A 16,265-nucleotide genomic window follows, 5' to 3' on the forward strand; every position below is an offset into this window, starting at 1 on the left:
CGGCCGGACGCCCCGAGCGGGCACACTGGGCACGTGAGCATTCCCGGATCCTGGTCCCGCGCCGCGGCGGGCGCCGGCCTCCTCGGCCCCGGCGCCGAGTACACCCCCGCCCCCACCGCCACGAAGCGCCGAGCCGGAGTGGGCGTCGTCGCGGCGCTCGCCATCGGCGCGGTCGTCGGCGGAGTCGCGGGAGCCGGCGTGTTCGGCCTCTGGTCCGCCTCCAACGGCGGCGGGACCCGCGTGGTCTCCGCCGGCGGCTCCCAGACGATCACGGTCAACAACGCCGAGGACGCGACGACCGCCACTGCAGTCGCCGCCAAGGCCACTCCGAGCGTCGTCACCATCGCGGTGAGCGGCAGTTCGTCCGCCGGCACCGGCTCCGGCATCGTGCTCTCGAAGGACGGCTACGTCCTGACCAACACCCACGTGGTCACCCTCGACGGCGAGATCGCGAACGGCACCGTGTCGGTCACCACCAGCGACGGCCGGATCTTCGACGCGACCGTCGTGGGCACGGACCCGACCCTCGACCTCGCCGTCATCAAGCTGACCGGCGCGACCGACCTCAGCCCGATGACGTTCGCGGACTCCACCAAGATCAACGTCGGCGACACGGCGGTCGCCATCGGCGCCCCGCTCGGCCTCTCCGGCACCGTGACCGACGGCATCGTCAGCGCGCTCAACCGCAGCATCCAGGTCGCCTCCTCGGCGGCTCCGGACGACTCGGGCGACAGCTCGAGCGGCGGCACCGAGAGCCCGTTCAACTTCGACATCCCGGGCCAGCAGGCGCCGACCCAGGCGAAGAGCACCATCTCGCTGCCCGTCATCCAGACGGACGCGGCGATCAACCCGGGCAACTCGGGCGGCGCGCTGCTCGACAGCGACGGCGAGCTGATCGGCGTGAACGTCGCGATCGCGAGCGCCGGCCAGTCCTCCTCGAGCGGCCAGTCCGGCAACATCGGAGTCGGGTTCGCGATCCCCAGCGCGATCGCGGAGCGCATCGCGAAGGAGATCATCGCGAACGGCTCGGCCTCGCACGGCCTGCTCGGCGCGAGCGTCTCGGACTCGACCGCGGACGTCCTCGGCGCCCGCATCGAGGAGGTCTCCGGAGGCGGTGCCGCGCAGGCGGCCGGTCTCGCCAAGGGCGACATCATCACCGCGATCGACAGCACTCCGATCACGAGCGCGTCCGACCTCACCGCGCAGGTCCGCGCGCAGGCCGCGAACGCCGCGGTCGAGCTGACCTACGTCCGCAACGGCCAGAGCTACCAGGCGAAGGCGACGCTGGGCCAGATGGCCGCCGGCTGATCCTCCGCCACCGCGCACAGCCCCTCGAGGATCCGTCCCCGGGGGGCTGTGCTCGGCCACCGCGCACAGCCCCTCGAGGATCCGTCCCCGGGGGCTGTTCCGCGTCCGGGCCGGGCCCCGGGGCGGGGCGGTCCCCGCTGGTAGGGTGGTGGATCCCTGCGCCCGCGCTCCTCCCGCACGAACTGGACCCATGCAGCCCGAGATCCCGGAAGACGACCTCTCCGACCTGCCCGGCGTCTCCTACGTCATGCCCGTCCTCAACGAGGTCGCGCACGTGCGCGCCGCGGTCGACTCGCTGCTGCACCAGGACTACGCCGGCCCCTTCGACGTCGTCCTCGCCGTCGCCCCGAGCATCGACGGCACGGAGGAGCTCGTCGCCGAGCTGAGCGCGGCCGATCCGCGGATCCGCGTCGTGCCGAACGAGGTCGGCTCCACTCCTGCGGGCCTCAACGCCGCGATCCGCGCCTCGCGCCACCCGGTCGTCGTCCGCGTCGACGCGCACTCCGTCCTGCCGCCCGAGTACGCGCGCACGGCCGTCGAGGCGCTGCAGCGCTCCGGAGCGGCGAACGTGGGCGGGGTGATGGCGGCGGAGGGGCTCACCCCGTTCCAGCGCGCGGTCGCCCGGGCGTACGGCTCGCGCATCGGCCTGGGCGGCACACCGCACCACGTCGGCGGCGAGGAGGGCCCGGCCGACACGGTCTACCTCGGCGTCTTCCGCCGCTCCGCCCTCGAGCGCGCCGGACTGTTCGACGAGCGCTTCAAGCGCGGGCAGGACTGGGAGCTGAACCGGCGGCTGCGCGAGCGCGGCGAGGTCGTCTGGTTCACTCCGCGGCTCACCGTCACCTACCGGCCTCGGCCCTCGATGCGCGCCCTGCTCCGGCAGTTCCTCTCGACCGGGATGTGGCGCGGCGAGCTGACCCGGATGTTCCCGGCCTCGCGGTCACTGCGCTACTTCGCCCCGCCCGTGCTCGTCGCGATGCTCGCCGTCGGGCTGATCGTCGGGCTGGCGGGAGTCGTCCAGGCGCTCGCCGGAGCCGCACCGTGGCTCCTGCTCGGGTTCGCGGTGCCCGTCGCCTACCTCCTCCTGGTCGCGGCGGCCACCCTCGTGGTCGCGCGGCCGGACGGCGCGCGTGCGATGCTGTGGTTCGCCGTGGTCATCCCGGCGGTCCACGTGGCCTGGGGGACCGGCTTCGTGCTCGGCTTCGCCGGGCTGACCAGCAACATCTCCGCCCACCGCCACCAGCCGCGGTCCGACTCGCCGAGGGGCGCATGACCACGACGACGAGACCCCGCTCCATCGCCGAGCTGCGCGCCGTCGCGCAGCCGCCGGAGGTGCGCGGGCGCCGCAACGCCGAGCACTGGACCGCGTCGCTCTACCTGCGCCGCTTCTCGCCGTACCTGACCTGGCTGCTGCTGAAGACCTCGATCTCGGCGAACGGCGTCACCGGGCTGATGATCCTGGTCGGCTGGAGCGCGGCGGCCGCCCTCCTGATCCCCGGGATCGCCGGAGCCGCGCTGGCGCTGCTCCTCGGCCAGCTGCAGATGCTGGTGGACTGCTGCGACGGCGAGGTCGCGCGCTGGCGTCGCACGTCCTCGCCGGCGGGCGTGTTCCTCGACAAGGTCGGGCACTACACGACCGAGGCGCTGATCCCGATCGCGCTCGGGCTGCGGGCGGCGGGCCTCCCGTTCGAGGCGCCGGCGGACTTCCTCTGGACGACGATCGGCTTCGCCCTGGCCCTGGTGATCGTCCTCAACAAGGCGCTCAACGACATGGTGCACGTGGCGCGCGCGAACGCCGGGCTCACGAAGCTGGCCGACACGAAAGGCGAGGCCGTGCCGTCCTCGTCCGGACTGGCGAGCCTGCGCCGGGCGGCCCGCTTCCTGCCCTTCCACCGCCTCTACCACTCCGTCGAGCTGACGATGCTGGCCTTCGCGGCAGCGCTCGTGGGCCTCGTCGTCGGAGCGGGAACGGCCGACCGGGTCCTCGTGGGGGCGCTGCTGCCGCTCGCCCTCCTCGCTCTGGCCGGCCACTTCGTCGCGATCATGGCCTCCAAGCGTGTCCGCTCCTGAGCCCCGGGTCGGCGTCGTCGTCCTGACGCAGGGGACCCGGCCCGACGACCTCGCCGCGGGGCTGGCCGGCGTCCTCGCGCAGGAGGGCGTCGACCTCGACGTCGTCTGCGTCGGCAACGGCTGGGAGCCGGACGGCCTGCCCGAGGGAGTGCGGGCCCTGGCGCTCCCCGAGAACCTCGGCATCCCGGCCGGCCGGAACGCCGGAGTCGACGCCGTCACGGGGGAGTATCTCTTCTTCCTCGACGACGACGCCCGGATCCCGTCCCCGCGCTTCCTCGTCCACGCGGTCGCGCTGCTCGCCTCGAACCGCCGCATCGGCCTGGTCCAGCCCCGCGTCGACAGCACGGACGGCACGCCGAGCCCGCGGCGCTGGATCCCGCGCATCCTCAAGGGCGACCCCCGCCGCTCCGGCCCCGTCTTCTCGGTCTGGGAGGGAGCGGTCGTGCTGCGGCGCGACGTGTTCACCCGGACGGGCGGCTGGGCGGCTCCCTTCTTCTACGCCCATGAGGGCATCGAGCTGGCCTGGCGGGTCTGGGACACCGGACGCACCGCCTGGTACGCGGGAGAGCTCGTCGCCCAGCACCCGGTCATCCAGCCGACCCGCCACGCCGACTACTACCGGCTGAACGCGCGCAACCGCGTCTGGCTCGCCCGCCGCAACCTCGCGGCGCCTCTGGCGCTCGTCTACGTGGGGTCCTGGACCGCGATCCAGTGCCTCCGCTGGCGTCGCGACCCGTCCGCCCTGCGCGCCTGGTTCGCCGGCTGGCGGGAGGGATGGCGCTCGGATCCGGGCGGCCGGCGCGTCCTCTCGGCTCGGACGGTGCTCCGGATGGCGTTCGCCGGGCGTCCGCCGATCGTCTAGCATCGGGGAATCCGCCCCCGCCGGGGCCCCCGAAAGGACGACGGTGTTCGATTCGACCCAGCTCTCCCCGCCCGAGCGCGCCGAGGCGGAGGCGACCCCTGCCGGACCGGACCTCCTCACGGCGGTCCGCGAGCGCCTCGGCGCCGTCGACGACGAGTTCTCCGGCCGCCTCGACGAGCACCTCCCGCGCCTGGTCGATCTGCTCGCCACGGTGTACGCCGGCCGCGACGACCTCGAGGACCAGCTGGTCGCGATCGTCGAGCTCGCCGCCGCCTCCTGGGAGGAGCGGCCCGAGGAGCTCCGCGCGCTCGACCGCACTCGCGAGCAGCACCCGACGTGGTTCCTCTCGAACAAGGCGCTGGGCGGCGTCTGCTACGTCGACCGCTACGCCGGCGACCTCGAGGGGCTGCGCGCCGAGATCCCGTACTTCCGCGAGATCGGGCTGAACTACCTGCACCTGATGCCGCTCTTCGACGCGCCCGAGGGCGAATCGGACGGAGGGTACGCGGTCTCGAGCTACCGGCGTGTGCGCCCGGACCTCGGCGACATGGAGCAGCTCCGCGGGCTGGCCTCCGAGCTGCGCGAGCAGGGCATCGCGCTCGTGGTCGACTTCGTCTTCAACCACACCTCGAACGAGCACGAGTGGGCGCAGCGCGCGCTCGCCGGCGAGCAGCGCTTCGAGGACTACTACTGGATCTACCCGGATCGGGAGCAGCCCGACGCCTTCGAGCGCACGACGCGCGAGATCTTCCCGGAGGACCACCCCGGCTCCTTCGTCCAGCTGGAGGACGGCCGCTGGGTCTGGACGACGTTCCACCGCTACCAGTGGGACCTGAACTACTCCAACCCCGAGGTGTTCCGGGCGATGGCGGGCGAGATGCTCTTCCTCGCCAACCAGGGGGTCGACGCCCTGCGGATGGACGCGGTCGCGTTCATCTGGAAGGAGCTCGGCACCACCTGCGAGTCGCAGCCTCAGGCGCACCTGCTGCTGCGCGCGTTCAACGAGGTCTGCCGCCTGGCCGCTCCGGCGCTGCTGTTCAAGTCGGAGGCGATCGTGCACCCCGACGAGGTGATCGAGTACATCGACGTCGAGGAGTGCCAGCTCTCGTACAACCCGCTGCAGATGGCGCTCACCTGGGAGGCGCTCGCCACCCGCGACGTCCGCCTCCTCGCGCAGGCGCTCGAGCGCCGGCACGCCCTCCCCGAGGGCACGGCCTGGGTCAACTACGTGCGCGGGCACGACGACATCGGCTGGACCTTCGCCGACGAGGACGCCGCCGAGCTCGGGATCGACGCCGCCGGCCACCGCCGCTTCCTCAACGACTTCTACACCGACCGGTTCGACGGCACCTTCGCCCGCGGAGTCCCGTTCCAGGAGAACCCGCGCACCGGCGACCGCCGCGTCTCGGGCACGACCGCGTCCCTCGCCGGAGTGGAGGCGGGCGACGCCTACGGGATCGACCGCGTGCTGCTCGCGCACTCGATCGCCCTGAGCACCGGCGGGCTGCCGCTGCTCTACCTCGGCGACGAGGTCGGCCAGCTCAACGACCACGGCTACCTCGACGACCCGACGACGGCCGGCGACTCGCGCTGGGTCAACCGGCCGCGCCGCCCCGCGGAGCGCTACGAGGAGCGCGAGGTCCCGGGGACGGCCGCGAGCGAGGTCTTCGGCGGGCTCCTGCACCTGATCGCCGTGCGCAAGGCCGTGCCGATGTTCGCCGGCACCGCGCTGAGCGTCTTCGACCCGGTCAACGACCACGTGCTCGGCTACCAGCGCCCCGGCGACGGGGAGTCGGTGCTGGTTCTCGCGAACGTGTCGGACGAGGTCCAGGAGGTCGCGGCCGAGCGGTTCGGAGGGTTCGCCGCGGAGGCGGTCGACCTGGTCACCGAGATCGCGGTCGACCTGCGCGAGGGCTTCCGTCTCGCTCCGCTGCAGTTCGTCTGGCTGAGGGTGACCCCGGCCTGATCGGCCCGCCGGACGCCCCCGGCGCGGGAGCCGTCGCCGGTACCCTGGAGCGGATGACTCCCGCTCCCCGTGCCCTGCTCGCCCGCCTCCGCACCGACGCGCGACTCGCGCGCAAGGTGGGCGGCGAGCTGCTCGCGGCCCGCCGGGCCCGCCACGCGGTGGCCCGGCTGCTCGCGGAGCGCGGGCCGCTGCCCGAGGGCCGCTTCGAGATCGGGGTCTACTTCGCCGACGGCGACATCAACCTGTACCAGCTGCGGCAGTGGTACCGACCGCTGGCCGAGCTGGCGCTGACGCACCCGGTCGTCCTGCTCAGCCGCAACGCCGGCGCCGCGGAGGTGCTGCTGCACGAGAGCCCGGTCCCCGTCGCCTACGTCCGCTCCGTCGCCGACCTCGAGAGCACCATCGCGAGCCAGCCGCTGAGGATCGTGCTCTACGTCAACCAGAACGCCCGCAACTTCCAGATGATGCGCTACGGGCGCCGCTGGCACGTTTTCGTCAACCACGGCGAGAGCGACAAGATGTACATGACGACGAACCAGTTCAAGGCGTACGACTACAGCTTGATCGCCGGGGACGCCGCCCTCGCCCGGCTGCACCGCGTGCTCTGGGACTACGACTTCGACAAGCGCGCCCTCGCCATCGGCCGCCCGCAGGCCGACCACTTCGCCGGCGCCGTGCCGCTCACGCCCGACGAGCGGCGCGTGGTGCTCTACGCGCCGACCTGGGAGGGCGACCGCCCCGCTGCGGGTTACGGCTCGATCCGGAGCCACGGCACGGACCTCGTGCGCGGGCTCCTGGCCGACCCGCGGTTCCGGCTCGTCTACCGCCCGCATCCCCGCAGCGGGGCGGTCGACTCCGACTACGCCGCGGCCGACCGGGCGATCGTCGCGATGATCACCGCTGCCAACGCCGCCGATCCGCGCGCCGGCCACGTGCACGACACCGGTGCCGAGCTCGGCTGGCAGCTCGCCGCCGCCGACCTCGCGATCCTCGACGTCTCGGCGATGGTCTACGACCGGCTGGCCACGGGGCGCCCCCTGCTGGTCACCCGGCCCGTCAGCGCCGAGGCGGAGGTCGACGAGAGCGGCTACCTCGGCGACGCGGAGTGGCTGCGCGCCGAGGACGCCTCCGCGATCGTCGCGCGGATCGACAGCGCCGAGCACGATCCGGAGTCGGTCGAGCGGCTGGAGCGCTGGGTGCACCGCTACTTCGGCGACACGTCCCCCGGAGCGGCGACGCGGCGCTTCCACGCGGCGATCGAGCACCTGCTCGCGGAGTGGGAGCGGCACGCCGCTCTGCACCGGGGCGACGGCGCGGTCGACGACCACGATCCGGAGGGCTGAGCGGGCGGGAGCACTGCCCGGACCGCCGCGTCAAGGGTGGGCTCGGTCGCCGGGCGGCCTCCCGGCGCCCCGCTACGCTCGTCCCATGATGACCCCGCGCGCCTTCGCCCGCTCCCGCCGGCGCCGGTCGGCACCCGCCCAGCCCGCGGTCGAGCCGGACATCGTGGTCTCCGCCGACCCGGAGAAGCCGGTCTTCACGATCCGCTCCTTCCGCATCGGGCTGTTCGGCGCGCTGGGCGTGCTGGTGGCGCTCGTCCTGGGCGGCCTCGTCGTGCAGCTGGGCACGGTGCTGACCTACATCTTCGTGGCGCTGTTCTTCGCGCTCGGCCTCGATCCGCTGGTCTCCTGGCTCGAGAGCAAGCGCCTGCCGCGGCCGCTGGCGATCACGGCGGTGTTCGCCGCGGTGGTGCTGATCTTCGCCGGTCTGCTGGTCTACATCATCCCGATCCTGGTCGAGCAGCTGACGATGTTCGTCACGAGCGCTCCGCAGATCGTCACCGACATCGCCTCGCAGCAGTGGGTGCTCGACCTCGAGCAGCAGCTGCGCGGCGTGATCGACATCGATGAGCTGATCGAGAGCGTCCAGAGCTTCATCGGCAACCCCAACAACCTGCTCTCGCTCGGCGGCGGACTGATCGCGGTCGGGACCGGGATCGCCAGCGGCGTGACCGGCGCCGTCATCGTGCTGATCCTGACGCTGTACTTCCTCGCGTCGCTGCGCTCGATGAAGGCCGTCGCCTACCGCTTCGCCCCCGCCTCGCACCGCGCGAAGGCGCACGAGGTCGGCGACGAGATCACCGGCGCCGTGGGCCGCTACGTGGTCGGCCAGGTCTCGCTGGCCGGGGTGAACGGGGTGCTCACGTTCATCCTGCTGCTCTCGATCGGCGCCCCGGTGCCGGCGCTGCTGGCCTGCGTCGCGTTCCTCGGCTCCTTGATCCCGCTGGTCGGCACGCTCTCGGGCGCCGTGATCATCTCGCTCGCCTGCCTCCTGGCCTCGCCGCTGACCGCGCTGGTCGCCGCGATCTACTACCTCGTCTACATGCAGGTCGAGGCGTACCTCCTCAGCCCCCGCATCATGAACAAGGCCGTCTCGGTCCCCGGTGCGGTCGTCGTGATCGCGGCGGTCGCGGGCGGCACCATCGCGGGCGTGCTCGGCGCCCTGGTCGCGATCCCGGTCGCGGCGTCGGTGATCATCGTCGTGCAGAAGGTCGTCTTCCCCCGCCAGGACGCCAAGTAGCGGACCGCACCGCGACGGCCGGTCCGCTCAGCGCCAGGGCGGCACCGCGCCGTCGACCGCGGCGGTGAAGCGGCGGACCGACTCCGGGACCACGACGCCCTCCTCCGCCGGCACCGGCATGAGTGTGCGGGTGACCAGCGGCACGACGCCCGCCCAGACCCCTGCCTCGGGCTCGTCGCCCGCTCCGTGCGCGCGCACCTTCAGGCTCGCCTCGGCCAGGGGGAGGCGCAGCACCAGCGTCGCCGCGATCTCGCGGGCGGTGCTCGGCCGCACCTCCTCGTCGCGCCCCGGCAGGAGGCGCGCCACCAGCAGGTCGAGGGCCCTCGCCTTCTCCTCGCCCTCCAGCGCCTCGGCGCGGCCGATCACCATCGCCGAGCGGTAGTTCATCGAGCTGTCGAAGGTGGAGCGGGCGACGACCAGGCCGTCGACCAGCGTGACCGAGGCGGTGAGGAGCGAGTGCCTCGCCGCCTCCCGCAGCAGTCCGCCGCCGCTAGACCCGTGCAACAGGAGGGAGTCGCCGTCGCGGGCGAACAGGATCGGCAGCACGATCGCAGCGCCGTCCCGCACGACGGAGACGTGGGCGATCAGCGCCTCGTCGAGCAGGGCGTGCAGCTCGGCGGGATCGGTGCGCTGGCGGTCGCGGAGGCGGGAGACGCGGGTGCGGTCGGTGACGGGGAGACTGTCCATGTCGGAATCGTCCCGCGCCGACTGGATCTGCCAGGATGCCACTGGGCCGCGATCGGAGTGGTCCAGAGCGGAGCGGTCGATGGCGTCGGGCGACCTGGAGATCCCGCTGCTGCTCGGGCCGACGCCGCGCGGCTCGGTCCGCGCCGCGCTCGCCGAGGCGCTGCGCCAGGCGGTGCTGGACGGGCGCTACCGGGCGGGGGACCCGATCCCGTCGAGCCGCGTGCTCGCCGAGCGGCTCGGTGTCTCGCGAGGATCGGTCGTCGCCGCCGTGGACCAGCTGGTGGGGGAGGGCTACCTCGTCGCCCACCCGCGCGCGGCGGTGACGGTCGCCTCCGACGGACTGCTGGCGCCGGCGCCGCACGAGCCGCGGCCCGAGTCCCGGGAGACCGTCGCCCCGCCCGCTGCGGCGGACCTGCGGCCCGGCAGGCCGGACACCCGCGCCCTCGACACCCCGGAGTGGCGGGCCGCCTGGCGCCTGGCACTCGCCTCGCCGCCCTCGGCGCCTCCTCGGGGTTCCGGGGACCCGGCCCTGCGGGAGCAGATCGCGGAGCAGTTGCGCCGGTCCCGCGGCGTCGACGTCCGGGCGTCCGACGTGGTGGTGACCAGCGGTACCGCGGGTGCCGTCGCGCTCCTCGCCCGCGCCGCCTCGGCCTCGCTCGGACGCGAGGTGCGCGTCGCCGTCGAGGACCCCGGCTATCCGGCGGTCCGGCGCCGCCTGCGCGCCGACGGGCACGAGGTCGTCGGCGTCCCGGTGCGCGGGGACGGCCTCGACCTCGACGCCCTCGCGAGTTCCGGCGCGGACCTGGTCGTCGTGACTCCGTCGCACCAGTACCCGACCGGCGGCAGGCTCGCGCTGGCCGAGCGCCTGGAGCTGGTGCGCCGCGCGTCGGCCGGCCCCCTGCTCGTGGTGGAGGACGACTACGACAGCGAGTTCCGCTACGTCGGCGCCCCGCTGCCCGCGCTCGCCTCGCTGGACTCCGGCGGCGGAGTCGCCCACGTCGGGTCGTTCTCGAAGACCGTCTCGCCGTGGCTCCGCATCGCCTACCTCGCCGTTCCGCAGGCGTCCTGGCTGCGCGGTGCACTGGCCGGGCTCGACGACGAGAAGGACGCCTCCGCCTCGGGTCCGACGCAGGCGGCACTCGCGCAGTTCATGGCGAGCGGGGCGTTCCGGAGGCACCTCACCCGTTCGAGACGGCGCTACGCCCACCGCCGCGAGCTGGTCCGCGCCTTCGCGGAGTCGGCGCCGTGGGGGCGCGCGAGCGGACTCGACGGGGGTCTGCACGTCGTCCTCTCCCTGCCCGCGCCTCTGGACGCGCACGCCGTCGCGGCCGCGCTGCTCCGGGAGGGACTGCTCGTCGCCACCCTGCACGAGTACGCCCTGTCGGGACGGGCTGCGACCGAGGCGCTGGTCCTCGGCTACGGGCACGTCAGCGACCTCGAGCTCGCTTCGGCGCTGGACCTCGTCGACCGGACCGTCCGCGCGCTCGCCGCCGGGGCCGTCCGTGGTATCCCTGGAGGATGACCCGCGATTCCGCCCTGCACATCACCGACGATCCCGACGCCGACGCGCTGCTCAGCCGCGACCCGCTGGCCCTGCTGATCGGGATGCTCCTCGACCAGCAGGTCGCGATGGAGACGGCCTTCTCCGGGCCCCGCAAGATCGAGGAGCGCCTCGAGGCCGAGGGCGCCTCCTTCGACGCCGCGTCGATCGCCGGCTTCGACGAGGACGCGTTCTCGGAGCTCTGCCGGACGCCGCCGGCGATCCACCGCTATCCGGCGAACATGGCGGGCCGCGTGCAGGTCCTCTGCCGTGCTCTCGTCGACGACTGGGACGGCGACGCCGCGGCCCTCTGGACGCGCGAGGACCCCGACGGACGCACGGTGCTCGCCCGCCTGAAGGCGCTGCCCGGCTTCGGCGAGCAGAAGGCGCGGATCTTCCTCGCCCTGCTCGGCAAGCAGCGCGGGTTCACGGGCGAGGGCTGGCGCGAGGCCGCCGGCGCGTACGGCGAGGAGGACTCCTTCCGCTCGGTCGCCGACATCGTCTCGCCGGAGTCGCTGACGAAGGTCCGCGCCACCAAGCAGGCCGCGAAGGCCGCCGCCAAGGCGAAGAAGTAGGGCGCGGGGGCGGCGGATCGATCGAGCGCTCGACGACGGTCCCGGTCGCCCGCTCGGCAGTCGCAGGCCGAGTAGCCTGATCCGATGATCCCCGCCGCCACCGCCCGGCTGCGCTTCCGTGAGATGGCCGTTGAGGACCTTCCCGCGATGGCGGACCTGCTCGGCGACCCGGTCGTGATGCGGTACTACCCCGCGCCGAAGGACCGCGAACAGGCGGCCGCCTGGATCGAGTGGAACCGGCAGAACTACCGGGAGCACGGTTTCGGGCTGTGGATCGTCGAGACCCTCGACGGCGAGTTCGTCGGCGACTGCGGTCTGACCTGGCAGCGCGTCGACGGCGGCAACGAGCTCGAGGTCGGCTACCACGTGCGGGCCCGCCTGCAGGGCCGCGGCTACGCCACCGAGGCGGCTGCGGCCTGCCGCGACCTCGCGCTCGCCCACCGCCTCGCGGGACGACTCGTGGCGCTCGTGCACCCGGACAACGCCGCCTCGAGGTGCGTCGCCGAGAAGACTGGCCTCCGCGTGATCGGCGAGGACCGCGACGACAGTGGACTCGTCCGCACGATGCTCGGGATGCCGCTCGGCGGGCCCGCGAGCCTCCGCAACGAAGGCTGAGCGCCCCCGTCCGCGCTCGAGCGCCGTCGATCGACCGCTCAGCCTTCACTGTGCGGGTCTCGGTCTAGAGCCGGTCGTCCAGAGCCGCGATCAGCGCCGCCCGGTCCTCGCGGAGGATCGACGCTCCGCCCCCCGGCACGGTCCGCACCTCGACGCCGCGGCCGGCGAGAACGCCGCCCAGCGAGCCGTGGCCCAGCGGGTCCTCCGGCAGCACGGCGAGCGTCGGCACGGGGAACGTCTCGGGGGCCTCGGCCGCACCCCGCGCCGTCAGCCCGTCGGCGGAGTCCTGCTCCCAGAGGGCGTGGGCCGACACGTCGAGCTCGATCTGCTCGTCCGTCCAGATCGGGTGGCGGTGGCGGAGGGAGTCGGCGTCGCCCTTCTCGACGTGCGCGACCGAGCCGCCGCGGTGGAGCGCGCTCGTCAGACCGCGGGCGTCGGAGAACGCGGGGTCGAGCAGGATCAGCTGATCGGCCCGGTAGTCCGGAGCGAGCCGGGCGGCGACGACGGCTCCGAGGCCGTGGCCGATGACGAGGTCGGGGGTCTGCAGCACCGAGGCGCGGACGTCCGACGCCCAGCGCTCCGGCGAGTACACGGGCGACGCGGGGGAGCCGCCGTGACCGGCGAGGTCGGGGGCCACCACGCGGTAGCCGTGCTCGTGCAGTGCGGGGACCAGGGCGTACCAGATCCGGGAGTCGGAGCCGAGGCCGTGGAGGAGGAGCGCCGTCCGCTCGCCCGTTCCGCCGTAGTCGCGGACGAACAGCGCCAGCGGCTCGGCCGGCGCGGCGGCCAGCGCCTTCCGCTCGGCGCGCGTCGGTTCCAGCACGAGGGTGTTGCCGAACGCCTGCGGTGCCGGCCCGAAGGCGTCGCGCGCGCTCTGGATCACCTTGCGGCCGAGCATCGCGTTGCCGACGCCGCCCAGTGCCGCTCCGATCCCGAACGGCATCGCGCGGCCGATGAGCCCCGCGCCCTGCTGGGCGAGGAAGTGCTTGGCGAAGGACTTCTTCGCGCGGTCGGCCAGCTCGCCCACGAGGAAGGACGGCAGGCCCTTCGTGACCACCGAGCCCCAGTACTGGTTGAGGCCGCTGCCCCCGCCGACGGCCTGCCCGGCCACCTGGCGCACCATCTCGCTGCCGGAGGAGCCCATCATCAGCGTGAGCACGAGGGCCCGAGCGCGGTCCGGGTCCTCGAGCGGGATCCCGTGCACCTCCGTCACCGACTGCGCGAAGAGCGCGCTCGCCTCCAGGAACCCCGCCGCTCCCGCGCCGGAGAGGGCCACCGAGGCGGCCGTGCCGATGCCGGGGACGACGGCGGTCGCTCCGATCGCCGCGCCTCCCGCGGCCACGCTCGAGAGGTACTGCCGCTCGAGCGAGGTGATGATCTGCTCCGGAGTCGCACCGGGACGCCGGCGCCGCAGCAGACGGATGTTCGCCAGCACGGCCGGGCGCTGCACCGCGAGGAGCCGGTCGAGCAGCTTCGCCAGCTGCGCGTTCTCGGAGCCGTCGGCCTGCTCCACCTCGCCGGCCCTCTCCACGGCGCGCTCGCGCTTGCGGTCCTTCTGGGCCATGTCGTGCACTCCTGCGTCCTCGGGCGCCGCGTGCGGGAGGGGTCAGTCGTCGGAGACGGTGCCCTGGACGGGCGGGCCCTCGGCCGGCGCCGTGCTGCTCCGCGGTGTCGGCGCGTAGTCCTCAGCGTAACGCGCGAGCACCTCCTCGATCGGCGCGTCCAGCACCAGTCGGCCCTTGTCCAGGTAGAGGCCGCGGGTGCAGAAGCGGCGGAGGTCGCGCTCGTTGTGCGAGACGAAGAAGAGGGTCCGGCCGGAGGCGAGGAGCTCCTCGATCCGCGCGTAGCACTTCTCGCGGAACGCCCTGTCGCCGACTGCGAGCACCTCGTCCACCAGGATGATCGGCTCCTCGAGCCGCGACACGACGGAGAAGGCGATGCGCACCTTCATCCCGCTCGAGAGGTGCTTGTAGGGGGTGTCCAGGAAGTCGCCGATCTCGGCGAACTCGATGATCGAGTCGAAGCGGGCGTCGACCTCGCGCTTGGACATCCCGTGGAGGCCCGCGGTCAGGTAGACGTTCTCGCGGACGCTCAGGTCGGCCACGAAGCCGCCGGTGATCTCGATGAGCGGAGCGACGCCCCCGCGCACCTCCACCGCACCCTCGTCCGGCAGCACCACGCCGGCGACGAGCTTGAGCAGCGTCGACTTGCCCTGACCGTTCCGGCCGACGACGCCGATCGCCTCGCCCGCCCGCACCTGCACGTCGAGCCCGCGCAGCGCCCAGAACTCCCCGGGCCGCGAGCGGCGGGAGCGGCCGGCGAAGAGGTCCTTGAAGGAGCGGCGGCCCCGCCGGTTGCGGCGGAAGCGGATCCCGAGGCCGCGGCACTCGATGACCACCGGGGCGTCGGCCATCACAGCTCCTTCAGCACGGCGCGCTCGGAGCGGCGGAAGACGACGAGGCCCAGCACCAGCACGAGCACCGAGATCCCCGCGGAGGCGAGGATGAGCGGGACGTCGAGCTCGCTCTCGAAGAACGCGGAGCGGTAGAGGGCGAAGATCCCGCTGAGCGGATTGAGCGCCGCGAGCGGCCGGATCTGCTCCGGCAGGTTGGCCGTGGAGTAGATGATCGGCGACGCGTAGAAGAGGAACCGGAGCACGAGCTTCACGGCCCGCTCCAGATCGCGGAAGAACACCACGAGCGGAGCCACCAGCAGGCCCACGCCGAGCGTGAGCAGTGCCTGCAGGAGGATCGCCACGGGGAACAGCAGCGCCGCCCAGGTCAGGTGCGCGCCGGCGATCACGGCGAAGAGCACCAGCACCGGCAGGCTCGCCACGAACTCGATGCCCTTCGAGAGCACGATCCGGCCGACCCAGATGGTCCGCGGGATCGACGTCGACCGCACCAGCTTCGCCTCGCGGAGGAACGCGCGGGTCGCGTCGGAGGTCGCCTGGTTGAACCACATCCAGGGCAGCAGGCCCGCGAGCAGGAAGACGATGTACGGGTCCTCGCCGACGGTCCGCTGGAAGACGACGGTGAAGACGAAGAAGTAGATGCCCGACATGACGAGCGGGTCGAGCACCGACCAGACGTAGCCGAGCGCGCTCGTGGCGTAGCGGACGGTGAGGTCGCGCTTCGTGAGGAGCCAGAGGGAGTGGCGGTAGCGCCAGGCCCGGGAGCGCCGGTGGCGCAGGGCCGTCTCGGTCGCGAGGGTGTCGGCCGTGCTCACTGCGCGACTCCTCCCGTCGGCTCCGCTCGAGCCGGGGAGGGGAGCGTCAGACGAAGAGGTTCGCGCGCTCGAGGTCCTCGGCGAAGTCCACCTCGACGGCGTAGAGGTCGGAGATGTCCATCGGCTCGACGAGCAGGCGGTCCTGCTCGATCGCCAACTCTATGCCACGCTCGAAGTAGTCCTGGGCGTCGACCCGGGCGAGCTGGCGCACCAGCGCGGCCTTGTCGGAGGCGGACACGTAGTTGATCCCGACCGCCTCGCCGAGGCCGCCGCGCACCGTCTTGGAGAGCTCCTGGATGAAGCCCTCGGCGCTCGTCGTGTACTTGACCTCCTCGTCCGACACCTTCGAGGTGTTGACGGTGACGAAGGAGACGTCCTTCGCGATGAGCGCGGCCGCCCGGTCGAGGATGCGCGGGTCGAAGACGACGTCGCCGTTCATCCAGAGGACGCCGCCCTGCCCGCTCGCCTGCAGCGCGCGGAGGAGGCTCTTGGAGGTGTTCGTCTGGTCGTACTGCTCGTTGTAGACGAACGTCGCCGAGGGGAAGGCCTCGATGATGTGCTCGAGCTTGTAGCCGACGACGATGCTCACCGGGATCTTCGCGCCGAAGGCGTGGTGGATGTTGTCGAACTGCTGCTGCATGATCGTGCGCCCGTCGCTGAGCGGCGTGAGCGGCTTGGGGAGGGAGCGGCCGAGCCGGCTGCCCATCCCTGCGGCGAGGATGACGACGGTGGCGGGGCTGCTGCTCGTCGAACCTGTGTGCATCATCGTGTGTTCTCCTCGAATTAACCGCTGCGTCTCGATCTGGTCGACTCCTCGGGTAGAGACCTAGTGTA

At 73.1% G+C, this 16,265-nt stretch carries 15 protein-coding genes; 10 read left to right on the forward strand and 5 right to left on the reverse strand.

Going from position 1 to position 16,265, the window contains the following annotated elements:
• The first annotated feature begins 33 nt into the window (after positions 1-33).
• The 7 genes from C5C24_RS03140 (at position 34) to C5C24_RS03170 (ending at position 8,786) form a co-directional block, all read left to right on the forward strand.
• The gene (locus tag C5C24_RS03140; RefSeq protein ID WP_308470808.1) at positions 34-1,308 is read left to right on the forward strand and encodes a trypsin-like peptidase domain-containing protein; all 1,275 of its coding nucleotides are present in this window, start codon (positions 34-36) and stop codon (positions 1,306-1,308) included.
• Positions 1,309-1,498: 190 nt separating this feature from the next.
• Positions 1,499-2,581, forward strand: a complete 1,083-nt coding sequence (locus C5C24_RS03145; protein ID WP_181135468.1) for a glycosyltransferase family 2 protein — start codon at positions 1,499-1,501, stop codon at positions 2,579-2,581.
• The gene (locus tag C5C24_RS03150) at positions 2,578-3,378 is read left to right on the forward strand and encodes a CDP-alcohol phosphatidyltransferase family protein (RefSeq protein WP_104277640.1); all 801 of its coding nucleotides are present in this window, start codon (positions 2,578-2,580) and stop codon (positions 3,376-3,378) included. Before C5C24_RS03145 ends, C5C24_RS03150 begins: the two co-directional genes overlap by 4 nt.
• Positions 3,365-4,240, forward strand: a complete 876-nt coding sequence (locus tag C5C24_RS03155) for a glycosyltransferase family 2 protein (protein WP_104304286.1) — start codon at positions 3,365-3,367, stop codon at positions 4,238-4,240. Before C5C24_RS03150 ends, C5C24_RS03155 begins: the two co-directional genes overlap by 14 nt.
• Positions 4,241-4,283: 43 nt before the next feature.
• The gene (locus C5C24_RS03160; RefSeq protein WP_104304287.1) at positions 4,284-6,206 is read left to right on the forward strand and encodes an amylosucrase; all 1,923 of its coding nucleotides are present in this window, start codon (positions 4,284-4,286) and stop codon (positions 6,204-6,206) included.
• A gap of 53 nt (positions 6,207-6,259) precedes the next feature.
• The gene (locus tag C5C24_RS03165) at positions 6,260-7,549 is read left to right on the forward strand and encodes a hypothetical protein (RefSeq protein WP_181135469.1); all 1,290 of its coding nucleotides are present in this window, start codon (positions 6,260-6,262) and stop codon (positions 7,547-7,549) included.
• An 85-nt stretch (positions 7,550-7,634) separates the two neighbouring features.
• On the forward strand, positions 7,635-8,786 hold the full coding sequence (locus tag C5C24_RS03170) for an AI-2E family transporter (protein WP_244229611.1): 1,152 nt from the start codon (positions 7,635-7,637) through the stop codon (positions 8,784-8,786).
• Positions 8,787-8,813: 27 nt separating this feature from the next.
• On the opposite strand, the gene C5C24_RS03175 is transcribed toward C5C24_RS03170, so the two are convergent.
• Positions 8,814-9,473 (reverse strand): pyridoxamine 5'-phosphate oxidase family protein, encoded by a 660-nt coding sequence (locus tag C5C24_RS03175; protein ID WP_104304288.1) that lies wholly within the window; start codon positions 9,471-9,473, stop codon positions 8,814-8,816.
• 79 nt (positions 9,474-9,552) lie between these two features.
• Between C5C24_RS03175 and C5C24_RS03180 the strand changes: the two genes are divergently transcribed.
• The 3 genes from C5C24_RS03180 (at position 9,553) to C5C24_RS03190 (ending at position 12,203) form a co-directional block, all read left to right on the forward strand.
• Positions 9,553-10,995 (forward strand): PLP-dependent aminotransferase family protein, encoded by a 1,443-nt coding sequence (locus tag C5C24_RS03180; RefSeq protein WP_181135470.1) that lies wholly within the window; start codon positions 9,553-9,555, stop codon positions 10,993-10,995.
• Positions 10,992-11,588, forward strand: coding sequence for an HhH-GPD-type base excision DNA repair protein (locus tag C5C24_RS03185; protein WP_104280736.1), 597 nt, complete (start codon positions 10,992-10,994; stop codon positions 11,586-11,588). The genes C5C24_RS03180 and C5C24_RS03185 overlap by 4 nt, the downstream gene beginning before the upstream one ends.
• 84 nt (positions 11,589-11,672) lie before the next feature.
• Positions 11,673-12,203 carry a GNAT family N-acetyltransferase gene (locus tag C5C24_RS03190; RefSeq protein ID WP_104280735.1) on the forward strand — a complete coding sequence of 177 codons (531 nt, stop codon included), beginning with the start codon at positions 11,673-11,675 and terminating at the stop codon, positions 12,201-12,203.
• Between the two features lie 64 nt (positions 12,204-12,267).
• Here the strand turns inward: C5C24_RS03190 and C5C24_RS03195 are convergent, their stop codons facing one another.
• From C5C24_RS03195 to C5C24_RS03210, 4 genes are read right to left on the reverse strand one after another with little or no spacing between them, the layout of a single operon-like run.
• Entirely contained in the window at positions 12,268-13,767 is a 1,500-nt protein-coding gene (locus C5C24_RS03195) for an alpha/beta fold hydrolase (protein WP_104304290.1), read from the reverse strand.
• A gap of 42 nt (positions 13,768-13,809) precedes the next feature.
• Positions 13,810-14,616 carry an ABC transporter ATP-binding protein gene (locus tag C5C24_RS03200; protein WP_104223571.1) on the reverse strand — a complete coding sequence of 269 codons (807 nt, stop codon included), beginning with the start codon at positions 14,614-14,616 and terminating at the stop codon, positions 13,810-13,812.
• Positions 14,616-15,431 (reverse strand): ABC transporter permease, encoded by an 816-nt coding sequence (locus C5C24_RS03205; RefSeq protein WP_374954064.1) that lies wholly within the window; start codon positions 15,429-15,431, stop codon positions 14,616-14,618. Before C5C24_RS03205 ends, C5C24_RS03200 begins: the two co-directional genes overlap by 1 nt.
• 46 nt (positions 15,432-15,477) lie before the next feature.
• Positions 15,478-16,194, reverse strand: coding sequence for an NTP transferase domain-containing protein (locus C5C24_RS03210; RefSeq protein WP_104280829.1), 717 nt, complete (start codon positions 16,192-16,194; stop codon positions 15,478-15,480).
• Positions 16,195-16,265: the final 71 nt, after the last annotated feature.

The organism is Rathayibacter sp. AY2B3 (assembly GCF_002931755.1).
Classification (GTDB): domain Bacteria; phylum Actinomycetota; class Actinomycetes; order Actinomycetales; family Microbacteriaceae; genus Rathayibacter.

Bases quoted from the DNA above. Each gene is read 5' to 3' on its own strand.
- C5C24_RS03145 (WP_181135468.1), top strand. From the start codon at position 1,499: ATGCAGCCCGAGATCCCGGAAGACGACCTCTCCGACCTGCCCGGCGTC.
- C5C24_RS03150 (WP_104277640.1), top strand. From the start codon at position 2,578: ATGACCACGACGACGAGACCCCGCTCCATCGCCGAGCTGCGCGCCGTC.
- C5C24_RS03165 (WP_181135469.1), top strand. From the start codon at position 6,260: ATGACTCCCGCTCCCCGTGCCCTGCTCGCCCGCCTCCGCACCGACGCG.
- C5C24_RS03170 (WP_244229611.1), top strand. From the start codon at position 7,635: ATGATGACCCCGCGCGCCTTCGCCCGCTCCCGCCGGCGCCGGTCGGCA.
- C5C24_RS03175 (WP_104304288.1), bottom strand. From the start codon at position 9,473: ATGGACAGTCTCCCCGTCACCGACCGCACCCGCGTCTCCCGCCTCCGC.
- C5C24_RS03180 (WP_181135470.1), top strand. From the start codon at position 9,553: ATGGCGTCGGGCGACCTGGAGATCCCGCTGCTGCTCGGGCCGACGCCG.
- C5C24_RS03185 (WP_104280736.1), top strand. From the start codon at position 10,992: ATGACCCGCGATTCCGCCCTGCACATCACCGACGATCCCGACGCCGAC.
- C5C24_RS03190 (WP_104280735.1), top strand. From the start codon at position 11,673: ATGATCCCCGCCGCCACCGCCCGGCTGCGCTTCCGTGAGATGGCCGTT.
- C5C24_RS03195 (WP_104304290.1), bottom strand. From the start codon at position 13,767: ATGGCCCAGAAGGACCGCAAGCGCGAGCGCGCCGTGGAGAGGGCCGGC.
- C5C24_RS03200 (WP_104223571.1), bottom strand. From the start codon at position 14,616: ATGGCCGACGCCCCGGTGGTCATCGAGTGCCGCGGCCTCGGGATCCGC.
- C5C24_RS03210 (WP_104280829.1), bottom strand. From the start codon at position 16,194: ATGCACACAGGTTCGACGAGCAGCAGCCCCGCCACCGTCGTCATCCTC.